At 67.7% G+C, this 16156-nt stretch carries 16 protein-coding genes; 9 read left to right on the plus strand and 7 right to left on the minus strand.

Going from position 1 to position 16156, the window contains the following annotated elements; translation table 11 throughout:
• Positions 1-39 precede the first annotated feature (39 nt).
• Positions 40-513 carry an excinuclease ATPase gene (locus KF708C_RS29050; protein ID WP_231586627.1) on the plus strand — a complete coding sequence of 158 codons (474 nt, stop codon included), beginning with the start codon at positions 40-42 and terminating at the stop codon, positions 511-513.
• A gap of 70 nt (positions 514-583) precedes the next feature.
• On the opposite strand, the gene argC is transcribed toward KF708C_RS29050, so the two are convergent.
• Positions 584-1531, minus strand: coding sequence for an N-acetyl-gamma-glutamyl-phosphate reductase (gene argC / locus KF708C_RS29055; RefSeq protein WP_029044059.1), 948 nt, complete (start codon positions 1529-1531; stop codon positions 584-586).
• 178 nt (positions 1532-1709) lie between these two features.
• Here argC and KF708C_RS29060 point away from each other — a divergent pair, with 178 nt between their 5' ends.
• Complete coding sequence (locus tag KF708C_RS29060; protein ID WP_059414849.1) at positions 1710-2006, plus strand: type II toxin-antitoxin system MqsR family toxin; 297 nt, start codon at positions 1710-1712, stop codon at positions 2004-2006.
• 1 nt (position 2007) lies between these two features.
• On the plus strand, positions 2008-2409 hold the full coding sequence (locus KF708C_RS29065; RefSeq protein ID WP_059414851.1) for a type II TA system antitoxin MqsA family protein: 402 nt from the start codon (positions 2008-2010) through the stop codon (positions 2407-2409).
• A 24-nt stretch (positions 2410-2433) separates the two neighbouring features.
• Here the strand turns inward: KF708C_RS29065 and KF708C_RS29070 are convergent, their stop codons facing one another.
• On the minus strand, positions 2434-3210 hold the full coding sequence (locus KF708C_RS29070; protein ID WP_020205132.1) for an exodeoxyribonuclease III: 777 nt from the start codon (positions 3208-3210) through the stop codon (positions 2434-2436).
• Between the two features lie 29 nt (positions 3211-3239).
• Here KF708C_RS29070 and pyrE point away from each other — a divergent pair, with 29 nt between their 5' ends.
• The 4 genes from pyrE (at position 3240) to KF708C_RS29090 (ending at position 7333) form a co-directional block, all read left to right on the plus strand.
• Positions 3240-3929: an orotate phosphoribosyltransferase gene (pyrE, locus tag KF708C_RS29075; RefSeq protein WP_020205131.1), complete on the plus strand. Its 690-nt coding sequence runs from the start codon at positions 3240-3242 to the stop codon at positions 3927-3929.
• A 179-nt stretch (positions 3930-4108) separates the two neighbouring features.
• The gene (locus KF708C_RS29080) at positions 4109-4849 is read left to right on the plus strand and encodes an acetoacetate decarboxylase (protein WP_020205130.1); all 741 of its coding nucleotides are present in this window, start codon (positions 4109-4111) and stop codon (positions 4847-4849) included.
• A 123-nt stretch (positions 4850-4972) separates the two neighbouring features.
• Entirely contained in the window at positions 4973-5755 is a 783-nt protein-coding gene (locus tag KF708C_RS29085; RefSeq protein WP_059414853.1) for a 3-hydroxybutyrate dehydrogenase, read from the plus strand.
• A gap of 216 nt (positions 5756-5971) precedes the next feature.
• Positions 5972-7333, plus strand: a complete 1362-nt coding sequence (locus KF708C_RS29090) for a DUF3734 domain-containing protein (protein WP_020205128.1) — start codon at positions 5972-5974, stop codon at positions 7331-7333.
• An 838-nt stretch (positions 7334-8171) separates the two neighbouring features.
• On the opposite strand, the gene KF708C_RS29095 is transcribed toward KF708C_RS29090, so the two are convergent.
• From KF708C_RS29095 to KF708C_RS29110, 4 genes are all read right to left on the minus strand, one after another.
• The gene (locus tag KF708C_RS29095) at positions 8172-8981 is read right to left on the minus strand and encodes a polyphosphate kinase 2 family protein (protein WP_020205929.1); all 810 of its coding nucleotides are present in this window, start codon (positions 8979-8981) and stop codon (positions 8172-8174) included.
• A 48-nt stretch (positions 8982-9029) separates the two neighbouring features.
• Positions 9030-9896: a diaminopimelate epimerase gene (gene dapF, locus KF708C_RS29100; protein WP_059414856.1), complete on the minus strand. Its 867-nt coding sequence runs from the start codon at positions 9894-9896 to the stop codon at positions 9030-9032.
• 62 nt (positions 9897-9958) lie between these two features.
• The gene (locus tag KF708C_RS29105; RefSeq protein ID WP_059414857.1) at positions 9959-10852 is read right to left on the minus strand and encodes a lipid A biosynthesis lauroyl acyltransferase; all 894 of its coding nucleotides are present in this window, start codon (positions 10850-10852) and stop codon (positions 9959-9961) included.
• Positions 10853-10857: 5 nt separating this feature from the next.
• On the minus strand, positions 10858-11724 hold the full coding sequence (locus KF708C_RS29110; protein ID WP_020205932.1) for a lysophospholipid acyltransferase family protein: 867 nt from the start codon (positions 11722-11724) through the stop codon (positions 10858-10860).
• Positions 11725-12106: 382 nt separating this feature from the next.
• Between KF708C_RS29110 and metK the strand changes: the two genes are divergently transcribed.
• Entirely contained in the window at positions 12107-13270 is a 1164-nt protein-coding gene (gene metK / locus KF708C_RS29115; RefSeq protein ID WP_020205933.1) for a methionine adenosyltransferase, read from the plus strand.
• A gap of 313 nt (positions 13271-13583) precedes the next feature.
• Complete coding sequence (locus KF708C_RS29120; RefSeq protein ID WP_059414908.1) at positions 13584-14489, plus strand: Kdo hydroxylase family protein; 906 nt, start codon at positions 13584-13586, stop codon at positions 14487-14489.
• Positions 14490-14505: 16 nt separating this feature from the next.
• Here KF708C_RS29120 and KF708C_RS29125 read toward each other — a convergent pair whose 3' ends face one another.
• The gene (locus KF708C_RS29125; RefSeq protein ID WP_059414859.1) at positions 14506-15909 is read right to left on the minus strand and encodes a coniferyl aldehyde dehydrogenase; all 1404 of its coding nucleotides are present in this window, start codon (positions 15907-15909) and stop codon (positions 14506-14508) included.
• Between the last annotated feature and the right edge of the window lie 247 nt (positions 15910-16156).

The raw sequence follows: 16156 nt of genomic DNA on the forward strand, positions 1-16156 counted from the left end.
CCGCCTTTTCTCGTGATGTCACGGAGCAAGGAGCGGGATATGAAACGATGGATGCGGATCAGCCTGATGGCCGGCGCGCTGCTGGCCGGCGCCAGCGCGCAGGCGGCCGACCAGTTGCTCAACCAGCCGATCGACAAGGCGCTGGCCTCGGCCGAGGCCAAGTCGCGCGTGGATCCGTCGATCAGGCTGCTGTTCGGCTTCAACCGGCTGCCCGACGCGCAGGGCGGCCAGACCTACAAGACCGTCAAGCGCATCCGCCGGCCGGTGGACAACAGCGGCGCCACCGGCGCCGCGCCGCCGCCCGGAGACGAGGAACTGTGCGCCACCACCTTCGTGCAGGCCGTGCAGGAGCTGCAGCAGCGCGCCATGAAGGAAGGCGGCAACGCGGTGGTCGACATCCGCAGCAACTGGAAGAACGACGAGACCGCCAGCGACAGCACCTATGTCTGCGCCAAGGGTGCCGCGTATATCGGCGTGGCGCTCAAGGGCGTGGTGGTCCGCACGGGCAGTTGAGTCCGAGCCATGAAAAAAGCCGGCTGAGGCCGGCTTTTTTCATCTACCCCAGACAACCGGACGGCGCCACTCAGGCGCGCAGCCCGGTCGCCTCGTCCGCGCCCACATGCACGTTCATGCATTGCACGGCGGCGCCGGCGGCGCCCTTGCCCAGGTTGTCCAGGCGCGCCATCAGCACGATGCGCTCGGCCGAGCCGAACACGAACAGGTCGACGCGGTTGGTATCGTTGCTGGCCTGCACGTCGAAGAAGCCGCCGTCGAGGTTGGCTTCGTCGCCCACCGGCATCACGCGCACGAACTGCTCGCCTTCGTAGTGCTTGCGGTAGATGTCGGCGATCTGCTCCGGCGTGACCTTGCGCGCGAGGCGGTCCGGGTACACCGGCACCGTCACGGCCAGGCCCTTGAGGAAGTTGCCGACGATCGGGCTGAAGATCGGCGCGTGCGCCAGGCCGGTCTGCACGCGCATCTCCGGCAGGTGCTTGTGCGCCAGGCCCAGCGAATAGGGACGCGGGCTGTTCAGCTTCGGATTACCGCCGGCTTCGAACTCCGCGATCATCTGCTTGCCGCCGCCGCTGTAGCCGGTCAGCGAGAACGCCGAGACCGGGTAGTCGGCCTGCATCACGCCGGCTTCCACCAGCGGGCGCACCGCCAGCACGAAGGCGCTGGCGTGGCAGCCCGGCACCGCGATGCGCTTGCTCGCGCGGACCTTCTCGCGCTGGCCGCGCGTGAGTTCCGGCAGGCCGTAGGCCCAGTTGTCGGCGGTGCGGAACGCCGTGCTGGCGTCGATCACGCAGGTATCCGGATTGGTCACGAGCGACACGGCTTCGCGCGACGCCACGTCGGGCAGGCACAGAAAAGCGACGTCCGCGGCATTCAGGAATCGTGCTCGCTCGGCCGGGTCCTTGCGCTTGTCATCGGCGATACGCAGCAGTTCCACATCGGAACGGCCGGACAGATAGTCGAGCAACCGGAGGCCGGTAGTGCCTTCCTGACCATCTACGAACACTTTGAAAACCATGGCGGACTCACTCGGAAATACGAAGGTTCCCATGCCGGAATCGGACGGGAACCAGCATTGTAACTAGGTTGGGATGACGCTGCGGTGTCGATGCGGGCCTTGATGGGCTTTGATGGGCCTTGATGCGGCGGCGCAGCGCGAATCCCTTGATCCCGATAACCTAGTAGGTTAAATTCGCATGGAGAAACATAGGCCGCATTGCAAATTGCAGCGCGTACGGAGCCTGATCGAAGCGGGCCGCGTCACCATCACGTTTTCGGCACTGACCGGCGCGGGCCGGATGGGACTGGACGAGGCGGGTTTGCTTGCCGTTGTCATGGCGCTTGCTCCGCACGACTTCTACAAGAGCATGACCACCTATGCTGACCACACGATCTGGCAGGACGTCTACCGGCCGGTCACGCCATACGGCAGCATTTATCTGAAGCTGACCGTGATGGACGAGGTGCTGATCGTCTCTTTCAAGGAGCGGTGAAATGAAATGTCCCAGTTGCGGCGCGGCTGAACTGGTCGAGGCCGTACGCGACCTGCCCTACGTCTACCGGGGCGAGAGCACCTCGATCCCGTGCGTGCGTGGCCGGTTTTGTCCCGCCTGCGGCGAAGCCGTGCTCGACCTGGACCAGTCCGCGCGCGTGTCGGATGCCATGCTGGCATTCAACAAGCAGGTCAACGCCGCCATCGTCGACCCCGAATTCATCGCCGGCGTGCGCAAGCGCCTCGCGCTGGACCAGCGCGAGGCCGCCGAGATCTTCGGCGGCGGCGTCAACGCCTTCTCGCGCTACGAGACCGGCCGGACCCGGCCGCCGCTGGCGCTGGTGAAGCTGCTCAAGCTGCTCGAGCGCCATCCGGAACTGCTGGAAGAGGTGCGCGCCGCGTAGGCGCCGCGCGGAGCCGCCTGTTTCCTACAGCGGGAAATCGTAGTCGATCGACAGCGGCGCGTGATCGCTGAACTTCTCGTCCTTGTAGATCGAGGTGGCGCTGGCCGTGTCGGCGATCTTCGGCGTGGCGAGGTGGTAGTCGATGCGCCAGCCCACGTTCTTCGCGTAGGCCTGGCCGCGGTTGCTCCACCACGTGTACTGCTCGGGCCGCGGGTCGAGCTTGCGGAACACATCCACGTAGCCGTGCACGTCGAACAGTTCGCCGATCCAGCTGCGCTCCTCCGGCAGGAAGCCCGAGTTCTTCAGGTTGCCCTTCCAGTTCTTGATGTCGATTTCCTTGTGGGCGATATTGACGTCGCCGCACAGCACGATCTCGCGCCCGCTGGCCTTGAGCTGCAGCAGGTGGGGCAGGAAGGCTGCCATGAAGCGGAACTTGGCGAGCTGGCGTTCCTCGCCGCTGGAGCCGGACGGCACGTAGACCGAGATCACGGCCAGGTGCGGATACTGCACCTCCACGTAGCGCCCTTCACTGTCGAACTCGGCGCAGCCGAAGCCCGTGACCACGCGCTCCGGCTTGTGGCGGGTATAGAGGCCGACGCCGCTGTAGCCTTTTTTCTCCGCGTAGTGGAAGTAGCCGTGGTAGCCGTGCGGCGCGAGGAACGCTTCGGTCATGTCGGCGGACTGGGCCTTGAGCTCCTGGACGCAGACCATGTCGGCGTCCTGCTTGCCCATCCATTCGAAAAAGCCTTTCTTGGCCGCGGAGCGGATGCCGTTGAGGTTGGCGCTGATAATCCGTAACATCTCGGGAAATTTGAAATCAGAGAGAAAAGATGACGCAGCAGACGACGCCGCAGCCCGGCGCTGGCGACCTCAGCCAGACTTTCATCCGTTTTGCGCTGGACGCCGGCGTGCTGTCCTTCGGCGAATTCGTGACCAAGGCAGGGCGCAAGTCGCCGTACTTCTTCAACGCGGGCCTGTTCAACCAGGGTGCGATGCTGGGCCAGGTGGCGCAATTCTATGCGAAAACCCTGCTGGCCTCGGGCGTGGACTTCGACGTGCTGTTCGGGCCGGCCTACAAGGGCATCACGCTGGCCTCGGCCACCGCGGTGGCGCTGTCCGGCCTCGGGCGTGACGTGGGCTTCGCCTACAACCGCAAGGAAGCCAAGGACCACGGCGAGGGCGGCACGCTGGTCGGCGCCAAGCTCAAGGGCAAGGTGGTGATCGTCGACGACGTGATCTCGGCCGGCACCTCGGTGCGCGAATCGATGCAGATGATCCGCGCGGCCGGCGCCGAGCCCGCCGCGGTGCTGATCGCGCTCGACCGCATGGAGAAAAGCGGCACCGCCGAGCAGGTCGGCACCCATTCCGCAGTGCAGGATGTACAGCGCGAATATGGCGTGCCCGTCATCTCGATCGCCAGCCTCAAGGATCTGCTCGCCTACCTGGACGCCTCCCGCGATCCCGCGCTGAGCGCCTCGCGCGAGGCCGTGGCTGCCTATCGCCAGCGCTACGGCGTATAGTCTGGGATCTGTTGCCCGCTGCATTGCAAAGCTTTGTCGCAATGCAGCAGATGACGGGAACCGCGCGGAAAATTCGCCGGTCTGACTGATCTCGCCGGCCGGCCGGGACCGCCCGCCGCCAGCGATTCGCCTTGCCGCCCGGCAGGGCGGCGCAGCATCTCTTCAGGAGGTTAGCTGGCATGGACATCAAGACGATCCGCGAGCAGGCATTCGCCATGCCGCTTACCAGTCCGGCCTATCCGATGGGCCCGTACCGCTTCATCCATCGGGAATTCTTCATCATCACCTACCGTACCGATCCCGCGCTGCTGCGCGCGGTGGTGCCGGAACCGCTGGAGATCGCCGACGCGGTGGTCAACTACGAGTTCATCCGCATGCCGGACTCCACCGGCTTCGGCGACTACACCGAATCGGGCCAGGTGATTCCCGTCACCTACCAGGGCAAGCCCGCCACCTACACCCACGCCATGTACCTCGACGACCATCCGCCGCTGGCGGGCGGGCGCGAGCTGTGGGGCTTCCCGAAGAAACTCGCCAGCCCCAGGCTGGAGGTCCACACCGACACCCTGGTCGGCACGCTCGACTACGGCCCGGTGCGCGTGGCCACCGGCACGATGGGCTACAAGCACCGCGAGCTCGACAAGGACGCGCTCGGCCTGTCGCTCTCCACCACGCCGAACTACCTGCTCAAGGTCATTCCGCACGTGGACGGCAGCCCGCGCATCTGCGAGCTGGTGTGCTACTTCCTCAAGGACGTGGAGATGAAGGGCGCCTGGACCGGCCCGGCCGCGCTGTCGCTGTCGCCGCACGCGCTGGCGCCGGTGTCCGCGCTGCCGGTGCTGGAGGTGCTCGGCGCGAAGCATTTCGTGGCCGACCTCACGCTCGGACTGGGCGAGGTGGTGTTCGATTACCTGGCCTGAGCGGCCCGCCCGCCGGCCTTTCGTCTTTCGTTCCTTTCATTTTCTTTCGCTCTTTCCGATCTTCCGCGCACCGCGGGCCTCGCCCGCCGCGCCCAACCCGCATCAATCACACGAGGTGTCTTCATGAAGCTCCAGGGAAAAACCGCCATCGTCACCGGCGCCGCCAGCGGCATCGGCAAAGCCATCGCCGACCTGCTGGCCAAGGAGGGCGCGGCGGTCGCCATCGCCGACCTGAATCTCGAGGCCGCGCAGAAAGCCGCCGCCGACATCGAGGCCGCCGGCGGGCGCGCCATCGCCGTGGCGATGGACGTGACCAACGAGGATGCCGTCAACAACGCCACCGACGAGGTCGCCAGGGTCTTCGGCCATATCGACATCCTGGTCTCGAACGCCGGCATCCAGATCGTCAACCCGATCCAGAACTACGCGTTCTCCGACTGGAAGAAGATGCAGGCCATCCACGTGGACGGCGCCTTCCTGACCACCAAGGCCGCGCTCAAGTACATGTACCAGGACAAGCGCGGCGGCACCGTGATCTACATGGGCTCGGTCCATTCGCACGAAGCCTCGCCGCTGAAATCCGCCTACGTCGCCGCCAAGCACGCGCTGCTCGGGCTGGCGCGCGTGCTGGCCAAGGAAGGCGCGGAATACAACGTGCGCTCGCACGTGATCTGCCCGGGCTTCGTGCGCACGCCGCTGGTGGACAAGCAGATCCCCGAGCAGGCCAAGGAACTGGGCATCAGCGAGGAAGAAGTGATCCGCCGCGTGATGCTGGGCGGCACCGTGGACGGCGTCTTCACCACCGTGGACGACGTGGCCCAGACCGCGCTGTTCCTGTGCGGGTTCCCGTCGGCGGCGCTGACCGGGCAATCGTTCATCGTCAGCCACGGCTGGTATATGCAGTAGGAAGTCGTCTCAAGAAGGTCCTGGCGTCGTTGCGGGGCACGGCAAGTACCAGTCGTACTGTCTGCGGCCCCGCGCCTAGCCAGGACCGCTTCGCTTCATTTTGAAACAACTTCCAGGGGCAGCCGGGCGACGCGGTGCCGCGCCGCCGGCAGCCTGAAGGACGAACCAGAGCAAGGAGAGGCCGTGGCAGTAGGACGTCGGCAGAAAGCGGATCAGATGGCAGCGAAGGTCGGGAAAAACGGCGCGCCCGGAGAATCCGGCGCGCCCGGCGCGGCGGCGGCCGTGGTGGCCGATCCCGCGGCGCCCGCGGTGAAGCGCGCGGCAAAGGCGAAGGCGCCCAAGGCGCCGGAGCCCAACTACCTGCCGCCCGGCGGCTGCGCGCCGCCCGATCTCGCGCCCCAGGGCGCCGGGCAGAAACGCCCGGTGCATCACGAATACACGGTGCGCGCGCTGGTGCTGCAAGGCGGCGGCGCGCTCGGCTCCTACCAGGCCGGCGTGTACCAGGGCCTGGCCGAGGCCGGCGTGCAGCCCAACTGGGTGGCGGGCATCTCGATCGGCGCGCTCAACGCCGCGGTCATCGCCGGCAACGCGCCCGAGCGCCGCGTCGAGCAGTTGCGCGCGTTCTGGGAATACATCTGCCGCCAGCCCTGGCTGCCCAGCCTGCTGCCCTACGAGGCGATCGCCGAGAGCGCCGTGCACTGGCCCGATCCGGTGCGCGTCTTCTTCGACGGCATCGAGGCCGCCCGCGCCGTGCTCGAAGGCCAGCGCGGCTTCTTCCAGCCGCGCCTGTGGCCCACGCTGTTCGAGCACCAGGGCGGACCGGGCACCGCCAGCTACTACGACACCTCGCCGCTGAAGTCCACGCTCGAGCGCTTCGCCGATTTCGACCGCATCAACCACCAGCACAACGAGATGCGCGTCTCGGTGGGCGCGGTCAACGTGCGCACCGGCAACTTCGCCTATTTCGACAACACCCGCCGCAAGCTGTCCGCCGAGCATTTCATGGCCTCGGGCGCCCTGCCGCCGGGCTTTCCCGCGGTGGAGATCGACGGCGAGTTCTACTGGGACGGCGGCCTCGTGTCCAACACGCCGCTGTCCGAGGTGCTGACCGCCCAGCCCCGCCGCGACGCGCTGATCTTCCAGGTCGACCTGTGGAGCGCGCGCGGCAAGCTGCCGCACAACCTGCTGGACGTGGCCGAGCGCCAGAAGGACATCCAGTACTCCAGCCGCACCCGCACCATCACCGACTACATGGGCGAGCAGCAGAACTACCGCCGCATGCTCAGCGAAGTGATGGCGCTGGTGCCGCAGGCGCAGCGCGACAGCGACTGGTACCGCAAGGCAGCCGAATACGCGTGCGACGCGCGGCGCAACGTGATCCAGCTCATCTACCGCGACAAGACCTTCGAGGGCAATGCCAAGGATTACCAGTTCGGTCTGCTGACCATGAACGAGCACTGGACCAGCGGGCTGGACGACATCCGCGAGACGCTCAAGCATCCGGAATGGCTGGCGATGCCGACGCACGAGCGGCCGTTCGTCACGCATGATATTCATCGGGGGAATGGGGGGGCGTGATTGGGTTTTTGGTTTCCTTGTTCGGGCTGTTGTGGGCCTTGAGGCTCGGGCGGTTTTGGTGCTTGAACCCAAAGGCTGTATGACATCCCCGCTGCGCGGGGCTGCCAGTCACTTTCTTTTGTCTGAAAAGAAAGTAACCAAAGAAAGCAGACCCCTTGCAGGGGGGCTGGGCGCTCAGACTTTATGGCTGGTGCTGGATTCGTGGTGCGGTCTGTGGCTTCGATGAGGCTGCTGACGCTACCGGTTTGCTTGCCTGCGGCGTCGCAAACGAAATTGGATTCGTGGTGGCGCTGCATGATGGCGGAGGTCCAGGCCCTTCGGGCTGCTGCCGCGACCGGGGCGGAGGGGATCGTCATAGGGGCGGTGCTGGTTTCGTGGTGGGCGCGGTGGCCCCAAGAGTACCCGCCAACACCCGCGCCCCGGTCCACCACGCCCACCACGAAAACACGAGGGTGCTATATCGTGGCAGCCCAAACCGGTAACGGCAGATGGCCGAGCAAGCAGTGCACTCGCCATCATAGGTCTGACCACGAAACCAACACCGCCAGCAAAGTCGTGGCCGCCCGCACCGGTACCGGCAGGATACAAACAGAACCACCGCCCCCACCACGAAACCACCAACAACCAGAAACCCCAACGTTTCTGCCCCTGCCGGCCAGGCAGTCCGCTTTCTTGGCCTACTTTCTTTTCGGACAAAAGAAAGTAGGTCGCTCCGGAGGAGCGAAAGCCTTTGACTTTGAAGTTGACGTTCAGTAGTTGACCTTAAGCCTTTGACTTTGAAGTTAAAGCCTTTGACTTTAAAGTTAAGCCTTTAGACTTTTAAAAATCTTCAAAAAAATCAAACCACCTTCAATTTCCCTAACCCCGGATCCCCTGCCGGATAAGCCGGCTTCAACCTCGAAAAAACATCAAACACAATCTCCGCCACCATCAGGTTTCGATGCGTCTTGGAATTCGCCGGCACGATGTACCAGGGCGCTTCCGGCGTGCTGGTCGCGGCGATCGCCGCCTCGTAGGCGGTCATGTAGCTCTTCCAGTACTGCCGTTCCTCCAGGTCCCGCGGATCGAACTTCCAGTGTTTCTGCGGATCGGCCAGCCGTGACTCCAGGCGGGCTTTCTGCTCGTCCTTGGTAATGTGCAGGAAGCACTTGACGATGGTCGTGCCGGTTTCCATCAGCAGCGTCTCGAACGCGCGCAATTGCTTGTAGCGCCGCTCGCATTCGTCTTCGTCGATCCACTCGTGCACGCGCGTGATCAGCACGTCTTCGTAGTGGCTGCGGTTGAACACCACGATCTCGCCGGCGCGCGGGACCTGCGCGTGGATGCGCCACAGGTAGTCGTGCGCGAGCTCTTCAGCGGTGGGGGACTTGAAGCTGACCACGCGGATGCCCAGCGGGTCGAAGCTGCGGAATACGCCGCGCACGGTGCCGTCCTTGCCGGCGGTGTCCATGCCCTGCAGCACGATCAGCAGCTTGCGCCGGTGCTCGGCATAGAAGACGTCCTGCTGCAGGTCGAGCTCGGTGCTCAGCTCGGAGATGCGCGCCAGGTCGGCGGCCTTGTCGCCGCTGGACAGCGGCTTGGCGCCTGGGTCGAAGTCGGCCAGGCGGAAGTTCTTGCCGGAGGTGATGCGGAAGTCGGCGAGGGGCATTGGCACTCCATCGGGGGCGCGGCCCGGGCGGGCCGCAATCCCCTATGGTCAGGCAGGTAGCCGCTCCAGGTCAATGCTGCCCTCGAACACGGTGGTGGCCGGGCCGGTCATGCGCACCGGCTCGCCTTCGCCGTCCCAGGCGATGGTGAGGTCGCCGCCGTGGGTGTGGACCACCACCGGCGAGTCCAGCAGGCCGCGGCGGATGCCGGCCACCACCGCCGCGCAGGCGCCCGTGCCGCAGGCCAGCGTCTCGCCGGCGCCGCGCTCGAACACGCGCAGGCGCACGGTGTGGCGCGCCAGCACCTGCATGAAGCCGGCGTTGACGCGGTTGGGGAAGCTCGGGTGATGCTCGATGACGGGGCCGTCCTCCAGCACCGGGAAGGCCTCGGTGTCGTCCACCACCTGCACCGCGTGCGGGTTGCCCATCGACACGGCGGAGATCCATGCCGTGCGGCCGTTGACCTCGAGGCCGTACAGCGTGTCGCGGCCTTCGCCGCGCGTGGGCAGGCCCTCGGCGCGGAATGGCACGCGCGCCGGCTCGAGCTCGGGCGCGCCCATGTCGACCGTGACCTGGCCGTCGTCCTGCAGCGTCAGCGTGATCACGCCGTTCATGACCTGCACGCGCACCGAGCGCTTGTCGGTCAGGCCGCGCTCGGTGACGAAGCGCACGAAGCAGCGCGCGCCGTTGCCGCAGTGCTCCACCTCGCCGCCGTCGGCGTTGAAGATGCGGTAGCGGAAATCGACGTCGTCGCGGGTGGGCTTCTCGACCACCAGGATCTGGTCGGCGCCCACGCCGAAATGCCGGCTGGCGAGCGCGCGCCACTGCGCGGGCGTCAGGTTCAGGGTCTGGTGGATGCCGTCGAGCACGACGAAGTCGTTGCCGGCGCCGTGCATCTTGGTGAACTGGAGTCTCATGGTGCGATTGTATGCCTGGCCGGGCGCGCGTGCATGGCGCGCCGCGGGCCGTGTCGGTAGTGTCAGTAGATCTCGGGCTCGCCCGGCGGGCGGTGCTTGAAGCGCTTGTGCACCCAGTAATACTCGGCGATGCGCGGGCGGATGCAGTCCTCGAAGAAGGCGTTCATGCGCCGCGTGTCGTCGGTCACGCTGTCGCCGGGATAGTCTTCCCAGGCCGGCAGGATGTGCAGCACGTAGCCCTGGTAGCCGGGCAGCATCTCGGTGTAGATCGGCACCACCCTGGCGCCGGTCAGCCGCGCCAGGCGCGACACCGAGGTCAGCGTCAGCGCCTGCACGCCGAAGAACGGCACGAACTCGGAGTCGCGCTCGCCGAAGTCCATGTCGGCGATCAGCTGCAGCGCCTCGCCCTTGCGCAGGCAGCGGATGATGTCGCGCGCGCTGTCGTTGCGGGCGATCATGTTGGCGCCGAAGCGCCCGCGCGCGTGCTTGAGGAAGCCGTCGAACAGGTCGTTCTTCTGCTTGGTGTAGAGCGAGGCGCCCGAGCGCCCCACGTGGTCGCGCAGGTGGATGGTCAGGCGGATCGCGCCGGCCTCCACGCCCGACAGGTGCAGCGTGACCAGGATGTGCGGCTTGCCGTCGAGCGCCACCAGGTCGGCGTGGTCCTCGATGCGGACCCAGCGGCGCATCTGCTTCTCGCTGCCGGTCCAGAAGATGCCGCGCTCGGCGAAGCTGCGGAACACGGTGCGGAAGGTCTGGCGCGACAGCGCCTCGATCTCGGCCTCGCTGCGCTCGGGGAAGCTCAGGCGCAGGTTGGTCTGCACCACGCCGCGGCGGCTGCTCGGAAACAGGTAGAGCAGGCTGCCCAGCGCTTCGCCGAAGCGCGCCACCAGCGGATAGGGCAGCTTGCCCAGCACGGTCAGCAGGGCAATGCCCAGCCAGGTAAAGATACGGCTCATCTGTTCTAGTTGGGAAGCGGCGCCGGTGCGGGAGGAGCCTCGGCGCCGCGCGGTTGCTTGTATCGGTTGTAGCCCCACAGGTACTGCGTGGGCGCCGCCTCGACCAGGGCCTCGATGGCCTGGTTGAGCACGGCGGCGGCGGCGGCCGGGTCGGCCGGCAGCGGCTCCTCGATCACCTGCATGTGACCGCGGAAGCCGGCGCCGCGCGGCAGGCGCTCGGCGAAGATCGCCGCGATCGGCGAGCCGGTGTGCTGCTGCAGGCGCTGCACCAGCGTCATGGTGTAGGCCGGCTTGCCGAAGAACGGCGCCCACGCGCCTTCGCCGCCGGGCGGCACCTGGTCGGGCAGGATGCCGACCGCCTCGCCGCGCTTGAGCGCCTTGAGCAGCATGCGCACGCCGCGCGGCTCGGCCGGCGCCATCGCCAGGTTATGGCGCGTGCGCATCTTGAGGATCCAGGCGCGCAGCCACGGCTGGTGCGGCGGCTTGTAGAGCGCGGTGACCGGATGCCGCAGCGCGAACGCCTGCGGCAGCACCTCGAAGCAGCCCAGGTGCGGCACCAGGATGATGAGCCCGCGCTCCTGCGCCATCAGCCGGTCCAGCTCCGGCCACAGCGGGCCGGCAAAGCCGTACATGCGCCCGGGCGGGTTGCGGCGGCACCAGAAATACGGCATTTCCAGGATCATGCGGCCGGTCGCGCGCGCGGCCTCGGCCAGCGTGGCGGCGTCCGCGCGCGGATAGGCCTGGCGCAGGTGGGCGGTCAGCCGGGTGCCGTAGCGTCCCGGCAGGCGCGCCGCCAGCAGGCCCAGCGCACCGCCGGCGGCGTGCAGCCACGACAGCGGCAGGCGGGAAATCAGCCAGAACAAAAAGGTCATCGGATCGCGCTCAGCGGCATCGTGGCCGGGTAAGGGATTAAGGTTTTTGCCCGGTGGCGCCGATATTGGGGCAATCGAAACGAGGCGGGCGGCGTGTTCCGGGCCCGTCTTCGCACCTGCACGGTCCGCGCGGCCGGCGTGGCCGGGAACCCGGCCGCATCCGCCGGCAACGGCCGCGACGGCGCCGCGCGCAGGCAACCCCGATGGCTGTGGGGCCTGCTGCACAGCGGCCGGCAGGCGCGTATAATAGCGCGTATCGCCGAGTTAACTGACAACTTGCGGGGCGATACCGTTCTACCGGAACGGCTTGAAAATACCGCTAAAGCGTCGCCGCCCGGGCTGAATAGGTTGGCGCGCAATAGCCAACCTGGAGAAAAAGTTCGTGGCAAACGACTTCCTGTTCACTTCGGAATCCGTCTCCGAAGGCCATCCCGATAAGGTCGCTGACCAGATTTCCGACGCAGTCCTGGACGCCATCCTGTCCCAGGACAAGTACGCGCGCGTGGCGGCCGAGACGCTTTGCAACACCGGGCTGGTGGTCCTCGCCGGGGAAATCACCACGACCGCCAACGTCGACTACATTCAGGTCGCACGCGACACCATCAAGCGCATCGGCTACGACAACACCGACTACGGCATCGACTACAAGGGCTGCGCCGTGCTGGTGGCCTACGACAAGCAGTCGCCCGACATCGCCCAGGGCGTGGACCGCGCCTCCGACGACTACCTGAACCAGGGCGCCGGCGACCAGGGCCTGATGTTCGGCTACGCCTGCGACGAGACGCCGGAACTGATGCCGTTCCCGATCTACTACTCGCACCGCCTGGTCGAGCGCCAGTCGCAACTGCGCCGCGACGGCCGCCTGCCCTGGCTGCGCCCGGACGCCAAGTCGCAGGTGACCGTGCGCTACGTCGACGGCCGCCCGCACAGCGTGGACACCGTGGTGCTGTCGACCCAGCACGCGCCGGACATCAGCCAGGCGCAGATCCGCGAAGCCGTGATCGAGGAAATCATCAAGCCGGTGCTGCCGGCCGCGATGCTCAAGGACACCAAGTACCTGGTCAACCCGACCGGCCGCTTCGTCATCGGCGGCCCGCAGGGCGACTGCGGCCTGACCGGCCGCAAGATCATCGTCGACACCTACGGCGGCGCCTCGCCGCACGGCGGCGGCGCGTTCTCGGGCAAGGACCCGTCCAAGGTCGACCGCTCGGCCGCCTACGCCGCGCGCTACGTCGCCAAGAACGTGGTCGCCGCCGGCCTGGCGCGCCAGTGCCAGGTGCAGGTCAGCTACGCCATCGGCGTGGCCCGCCCGATCAACGTGACCGTGTACACGGAAGGCACCGGCAAGATCTCCGACGAGGCCATCGCCGCGCTGGTGCAGGAGCATTTCGACCTGCGCCCGAAGGGCATCGTGCAGATGCTGGACCTGCTGCGCCCGATCTACGAGAAGACCGCCGCCTACGGCCACTTCGGCCGCGAAGAGCCGGAATTCTCGTGGGAAGCCACCGACAAGGCCGCCGCGCTGCGCGCCGCCGCCGGCCTGTAAGGCTCGCCTCCGCCGCGCAGAACGCCGCCTCCGGGCGGCGTTTTTTCTGGCGCCCGCGATCTTGTCGAAGATCAAGCGCGGCCGGTGGCCGGGATGGCGCGCGCAGCGCGCGAGGGTAGAATCGCAGGATCGCGGAGCGGCCCGGCAAGTGGCGCCCCGCGCTCTTGCCGAAGCCCGCCAGAGCCTGCCGGAGTCCGCCGGAGTCCGCCGGATTACCGCGCGGCGGAGCCCGCAGCCCGCATACCCGAGGACGCCCATGTCACAAGACACGACCCATTCGACGCCGGCGCCGGCCGCAGCCGGCCAGGCCGCCATGCCCGGCGCGGATGGCCCCGCCTTCAACCTGATCCGTCCCCAGCCCTACGCCGACTGGGCGCCGCAGGTCGACGCCGCCACCGCGGCCGGGCTGCGTCAGCAGCTCGAGCAGGGCGCGGTGCTGTATTTCCCGAACCTGCATTTCCGCTTCGAGCCGGGCGAGGAACGCTTTCTCGACAGCCGCTGGTCCGACGGCAAGTCCAAGAACATCAACCTGCGCGCCAGCGACCACGCCGTGCGCGGCGCCCAGGGCGGCGAGCAGGACCTCAAGGACCTCTACCGCCTGATCCGCCGCTATGCCGAGTCCAGCGAAAAGCTGGTGCTGAGCCTGTTCCCCGAGTACGGCCCGCACCTCGTGCGCGCCGGCACCTCGCTGCGCCCGAGCGAGATCGCCGGCCGCCCGGTGAGCTGGCGCAAGGACGACACCCGCCTGCACGTGGATGCCTTCCCGTCCAACCCGCTGCTGGGCCAGCGCCTGCTGCGCGTGTTCCACAACATCGACCCGCAGGCGCCGCGCGTGTGGCGCGTGGGCGAGCCGTTCGGCGACTTCGCGCGCCGCTTCGTGCCGCAGACCAAGGGCATGTGGCCGGGCCAGGCGCGCCTGATGGAATTGCTGCACATCACCAAGCGCCGCCGCTCGGAATACGACCACCGCATGCTGCAACTGCACGACCTGGCCAAGGCCGACCTGGCCTACCAGGCCAATGTGCCGCAGCAGGAATTCCAGTTCCCGCCGGGCGCCACCTGGATGGTGTTCAGCGACCAGGTGCTGCACGCCGCCATGCGCGGGCGCGCCATGATGGAGCAGACCTATTACCTGTCGCCCAAGGCCATCGGCGACCACACGCACTCGCCGGAGGCGGTGCTGTCGCGCATGCTCGGCCGGCCGATGCTGGCTTCGTAAGGCGGCCCCGGCCGCTTCAGCGCAGCAGCATGCGGATCATCGTCTCGAAGCGCTTGCCGTAGGGCGGCTTGAGCAGCCCCGCGCCGTTGAGCGCCGACTGCCGGAAGATCGGCTTGAACTTGGAGAAGGTCGCGAAGCCCGCCTCGCCGTGGTACGCGCCCATGCCGCTGGGCCCGACGCCGCCGAACGGCAGGTCTTCCTGGGCGATGTGCAGCAGCGTCTCGTTGATGCTGACGCCGCCGGCCACGGTCTGCGCCATCACGCGGTCGATCGCGCCGCGCTCCCGCTCGAACAGGTACAGCGCCAGCGGACGCGGGCGCGCGTTGACGTAGGCGATCGCGTCTTCCAGCGAGCGGTACGTCACCAGCGGCAGCACCGGGCCGAAGATTTCCTCCCGCATCACGGTGGCGTCCCCGGGCACGTCGAGCAGCAGCACCGGCGCCAGCCGGCGGCGCGCGGCGTCCGACGCGGCCTGCGTCAGCGGCACCACGCGCGCGCCCGCGCGCGCGGCGTCGTCCACCAGGCCGCCCAGCCGCGCGAAGTGGCGCGGGCTGATGATGGTGGTGTAGTCCGGGTTGGTGTCCAGGTCAGGGTAGAGCCGGCCGGCGCAGGCGCGCGCCGACTCGACGAAGCGCTCGCGCATCGTTTCGGGCAGCAGCACGTAGTCGGGCGCGATGCAGGTCTGGCCGGCGTTGAGCAGCTTGCCGACCAGGATGCGCTCCACCGCGCGCTCCAGGTCGGCGCCGGGGCCGAGGATGGCGGGCGACTTGCCGCCCAGCTCCAGCGTCACCGGCGTCAGGTTGGCGGCGGCCGCGCGCATGACGTGGTGGCCGACCTGGGTCGAGCCGGTAAACAACAGGTGGTCGAAGGGCAGGGCGGAGAAGTTGCTTGCCACCAGGGCGTCGCCGTTGATCACGGTGACTTCGTCGGCGGCGAAGGTCTGCTGCGCCAGCGTGGCGAACAGCGCGGCAAAGCGCGGCGTGTATTCGGAAAGCTTGATCATGGCGCGGTTGCCCGCGGCCAGCGCGCCCGCGAGCGGGCCGACGGTCAGGTAGAGCGGGTAGTTCCACGGCACCACGATGCCGACCACGCCGAGCGGCTGCGGCATCAGGCGCGAGCTGGCGGGCCGGAACCAGATGCCGGTGCGCGCGCGCCGCACGCGCATCCAGCGCTTGCCGTGGCGCAGCGCGTCGTCGATGCCGGACACGCTCGGGAAGATCTCCAGCAGGGCGGTTTCCTGGCGCGAGCGGTTGCCGAAATCCGCGCTGATGGCTGCGGCGATCTCGTCCCGGTGGTCCGTGACCAGGCGGCGCAGGCGCCGCAGGCGGTCGGCGCGCACGGCCCAGGCGGGCGCCTGGTCGCTGCGCGAGGCGGCGTGCATGGCGCCGAACACGGATGACATCTCGGGCACTTCTCTCATCTCTCGGTCTCCGGGGCCATGCGCTGCCCCTGGCGCGCATGGCGTTATCGATCCCCGCACCATATGCCATGCCGCTTCCTCGCACAATCGCGGCGCGCCTCTAGCGCGCGGCGCTTCAAACAGGCGTTCAGGCGGACATTCGGGCAGGCATTCGGGCTGGCATTCGGGCGGACCCACCGCAAGGCGCGCCGCGGCCCGCCGGGCGGCCGTCCGCATGCCTTTTCCTGGTGCGCCGGCCGGCGCCTCC

The organism is Cupriavidus basilensis (assembly GCF_000876015.1).
GTDB classification, from domain to species: Bacteria; Pseudomonadota; Gammaproteobacteria; order Burkholderiales; family Burkholderiaceae; genus Cupriavidus; species Cupriavidus basilensis_B.

Bases quoted from the DNA above. Each gene is read 5' to 3' on its own strand.
- KF708C_RS29050 (WP_231586627.1), top strand. From the start codon at position 40: ATGAAACGATGGATGCGGATCAGCCTGATGGCCGGCGCGCTGCTGGCC.
- KF708C_RS29065 (WP_059414851.1), top strand. From the start codon at position 2,008: ATGAAATGTCCCAGTTGCGGCGCGGCTGAACTGGTCGAGGCCGTACGC.
- KF708C_RS29060 (WP_059414849.1), top strand. From the start codon at position 1,710: ATGGAGAAACATAGGCCGCATTGCAAATTGCAGCGCGTACGGAGCCTG.
- pyrE (WP_020205131.1), top strand. From the start codon at position 3,240: ATGACGCAGCAGACGACGCCGCAGCCCGGCGCTGGCGACCTCAGCCAG.
- KF708C_RS29085 (WP_059414853.1), top strand. From the start codon at position 4,973: ATGAAGCTCCAGGGAAAAACCGCCATCGTCACCGGCGCCGCCAGCGGC.
- argC (WP_029044059.1), bottom strand. From the start codon at position 1,531: ATGGTTTTCAAAGTGTTCGTAGATGGTCAGGAAGGCACTACCGGCCTC.
- KF708C_RS29105 (WP_059414857.1), bottom strand. From the start codon at position 10,852: ATGAGCCGTATCTTTACCTGGCTGGGCATTGCCCTGCTGACCGTGCTG.
- KF708C_RS29110 (WP_020205932.1), bottom strand. From the start codon at position 11,724: ATGACCTTTTTGTTCTGGCTGATTTCCCGCCTGCCGCTGTCGTGGCTG.
- dapF (WP_059414856.1), bottom strand. From the start codon at position 9,896: ATGAGACTCCAGTTCACCAAGATGCACGGCGCCGGCAACGACTTCGTC.
- KF708C_RS29090 (WP_020205128.1), top strand. From the start codon at position 5,972: ATGGCAGCGAAGGTCGGGAAAAACGGCGCGCCCGGAGAATCCGGCGCG.
- KF708C_RS29070 (WP_020205132.1), bottom strand. From the start codon at position 3,210: ATGTTACGGATTATCAGCGCCAACCTCAACGGCATCCGCTCCGCGGCC.
- KF708C_RS29080 (WP_020205130.1), top strand. From the start codon at position 4,109: ATGGACATCAAGACGATCCGCGAGCAGGCATTCGCCATGCCGCTTACC.
- KF708C_RS29125 (WP_059414859.1), bottom strand. From the start codon at position 15,909: ATGAGAGAAGTGCCCGAGATGTCATCCGTGTTCGGCGCCATGCACGCC.
- KF708C_RS29120 (WP_059414908.1), top strand. From the start codon at position 13,584: ATGCCCGGCGCGGATGGCCCCGCCTTCAACCTGATCCGTCCCCAGCCC.
- KF708C_RS29095 (WP_020205929.1), bottom strand. From the start codon at position 8,981: ATGCCCCTCGCCGACTTCCGCATCACCTCCGGCAAGAACTTCCGCCTG.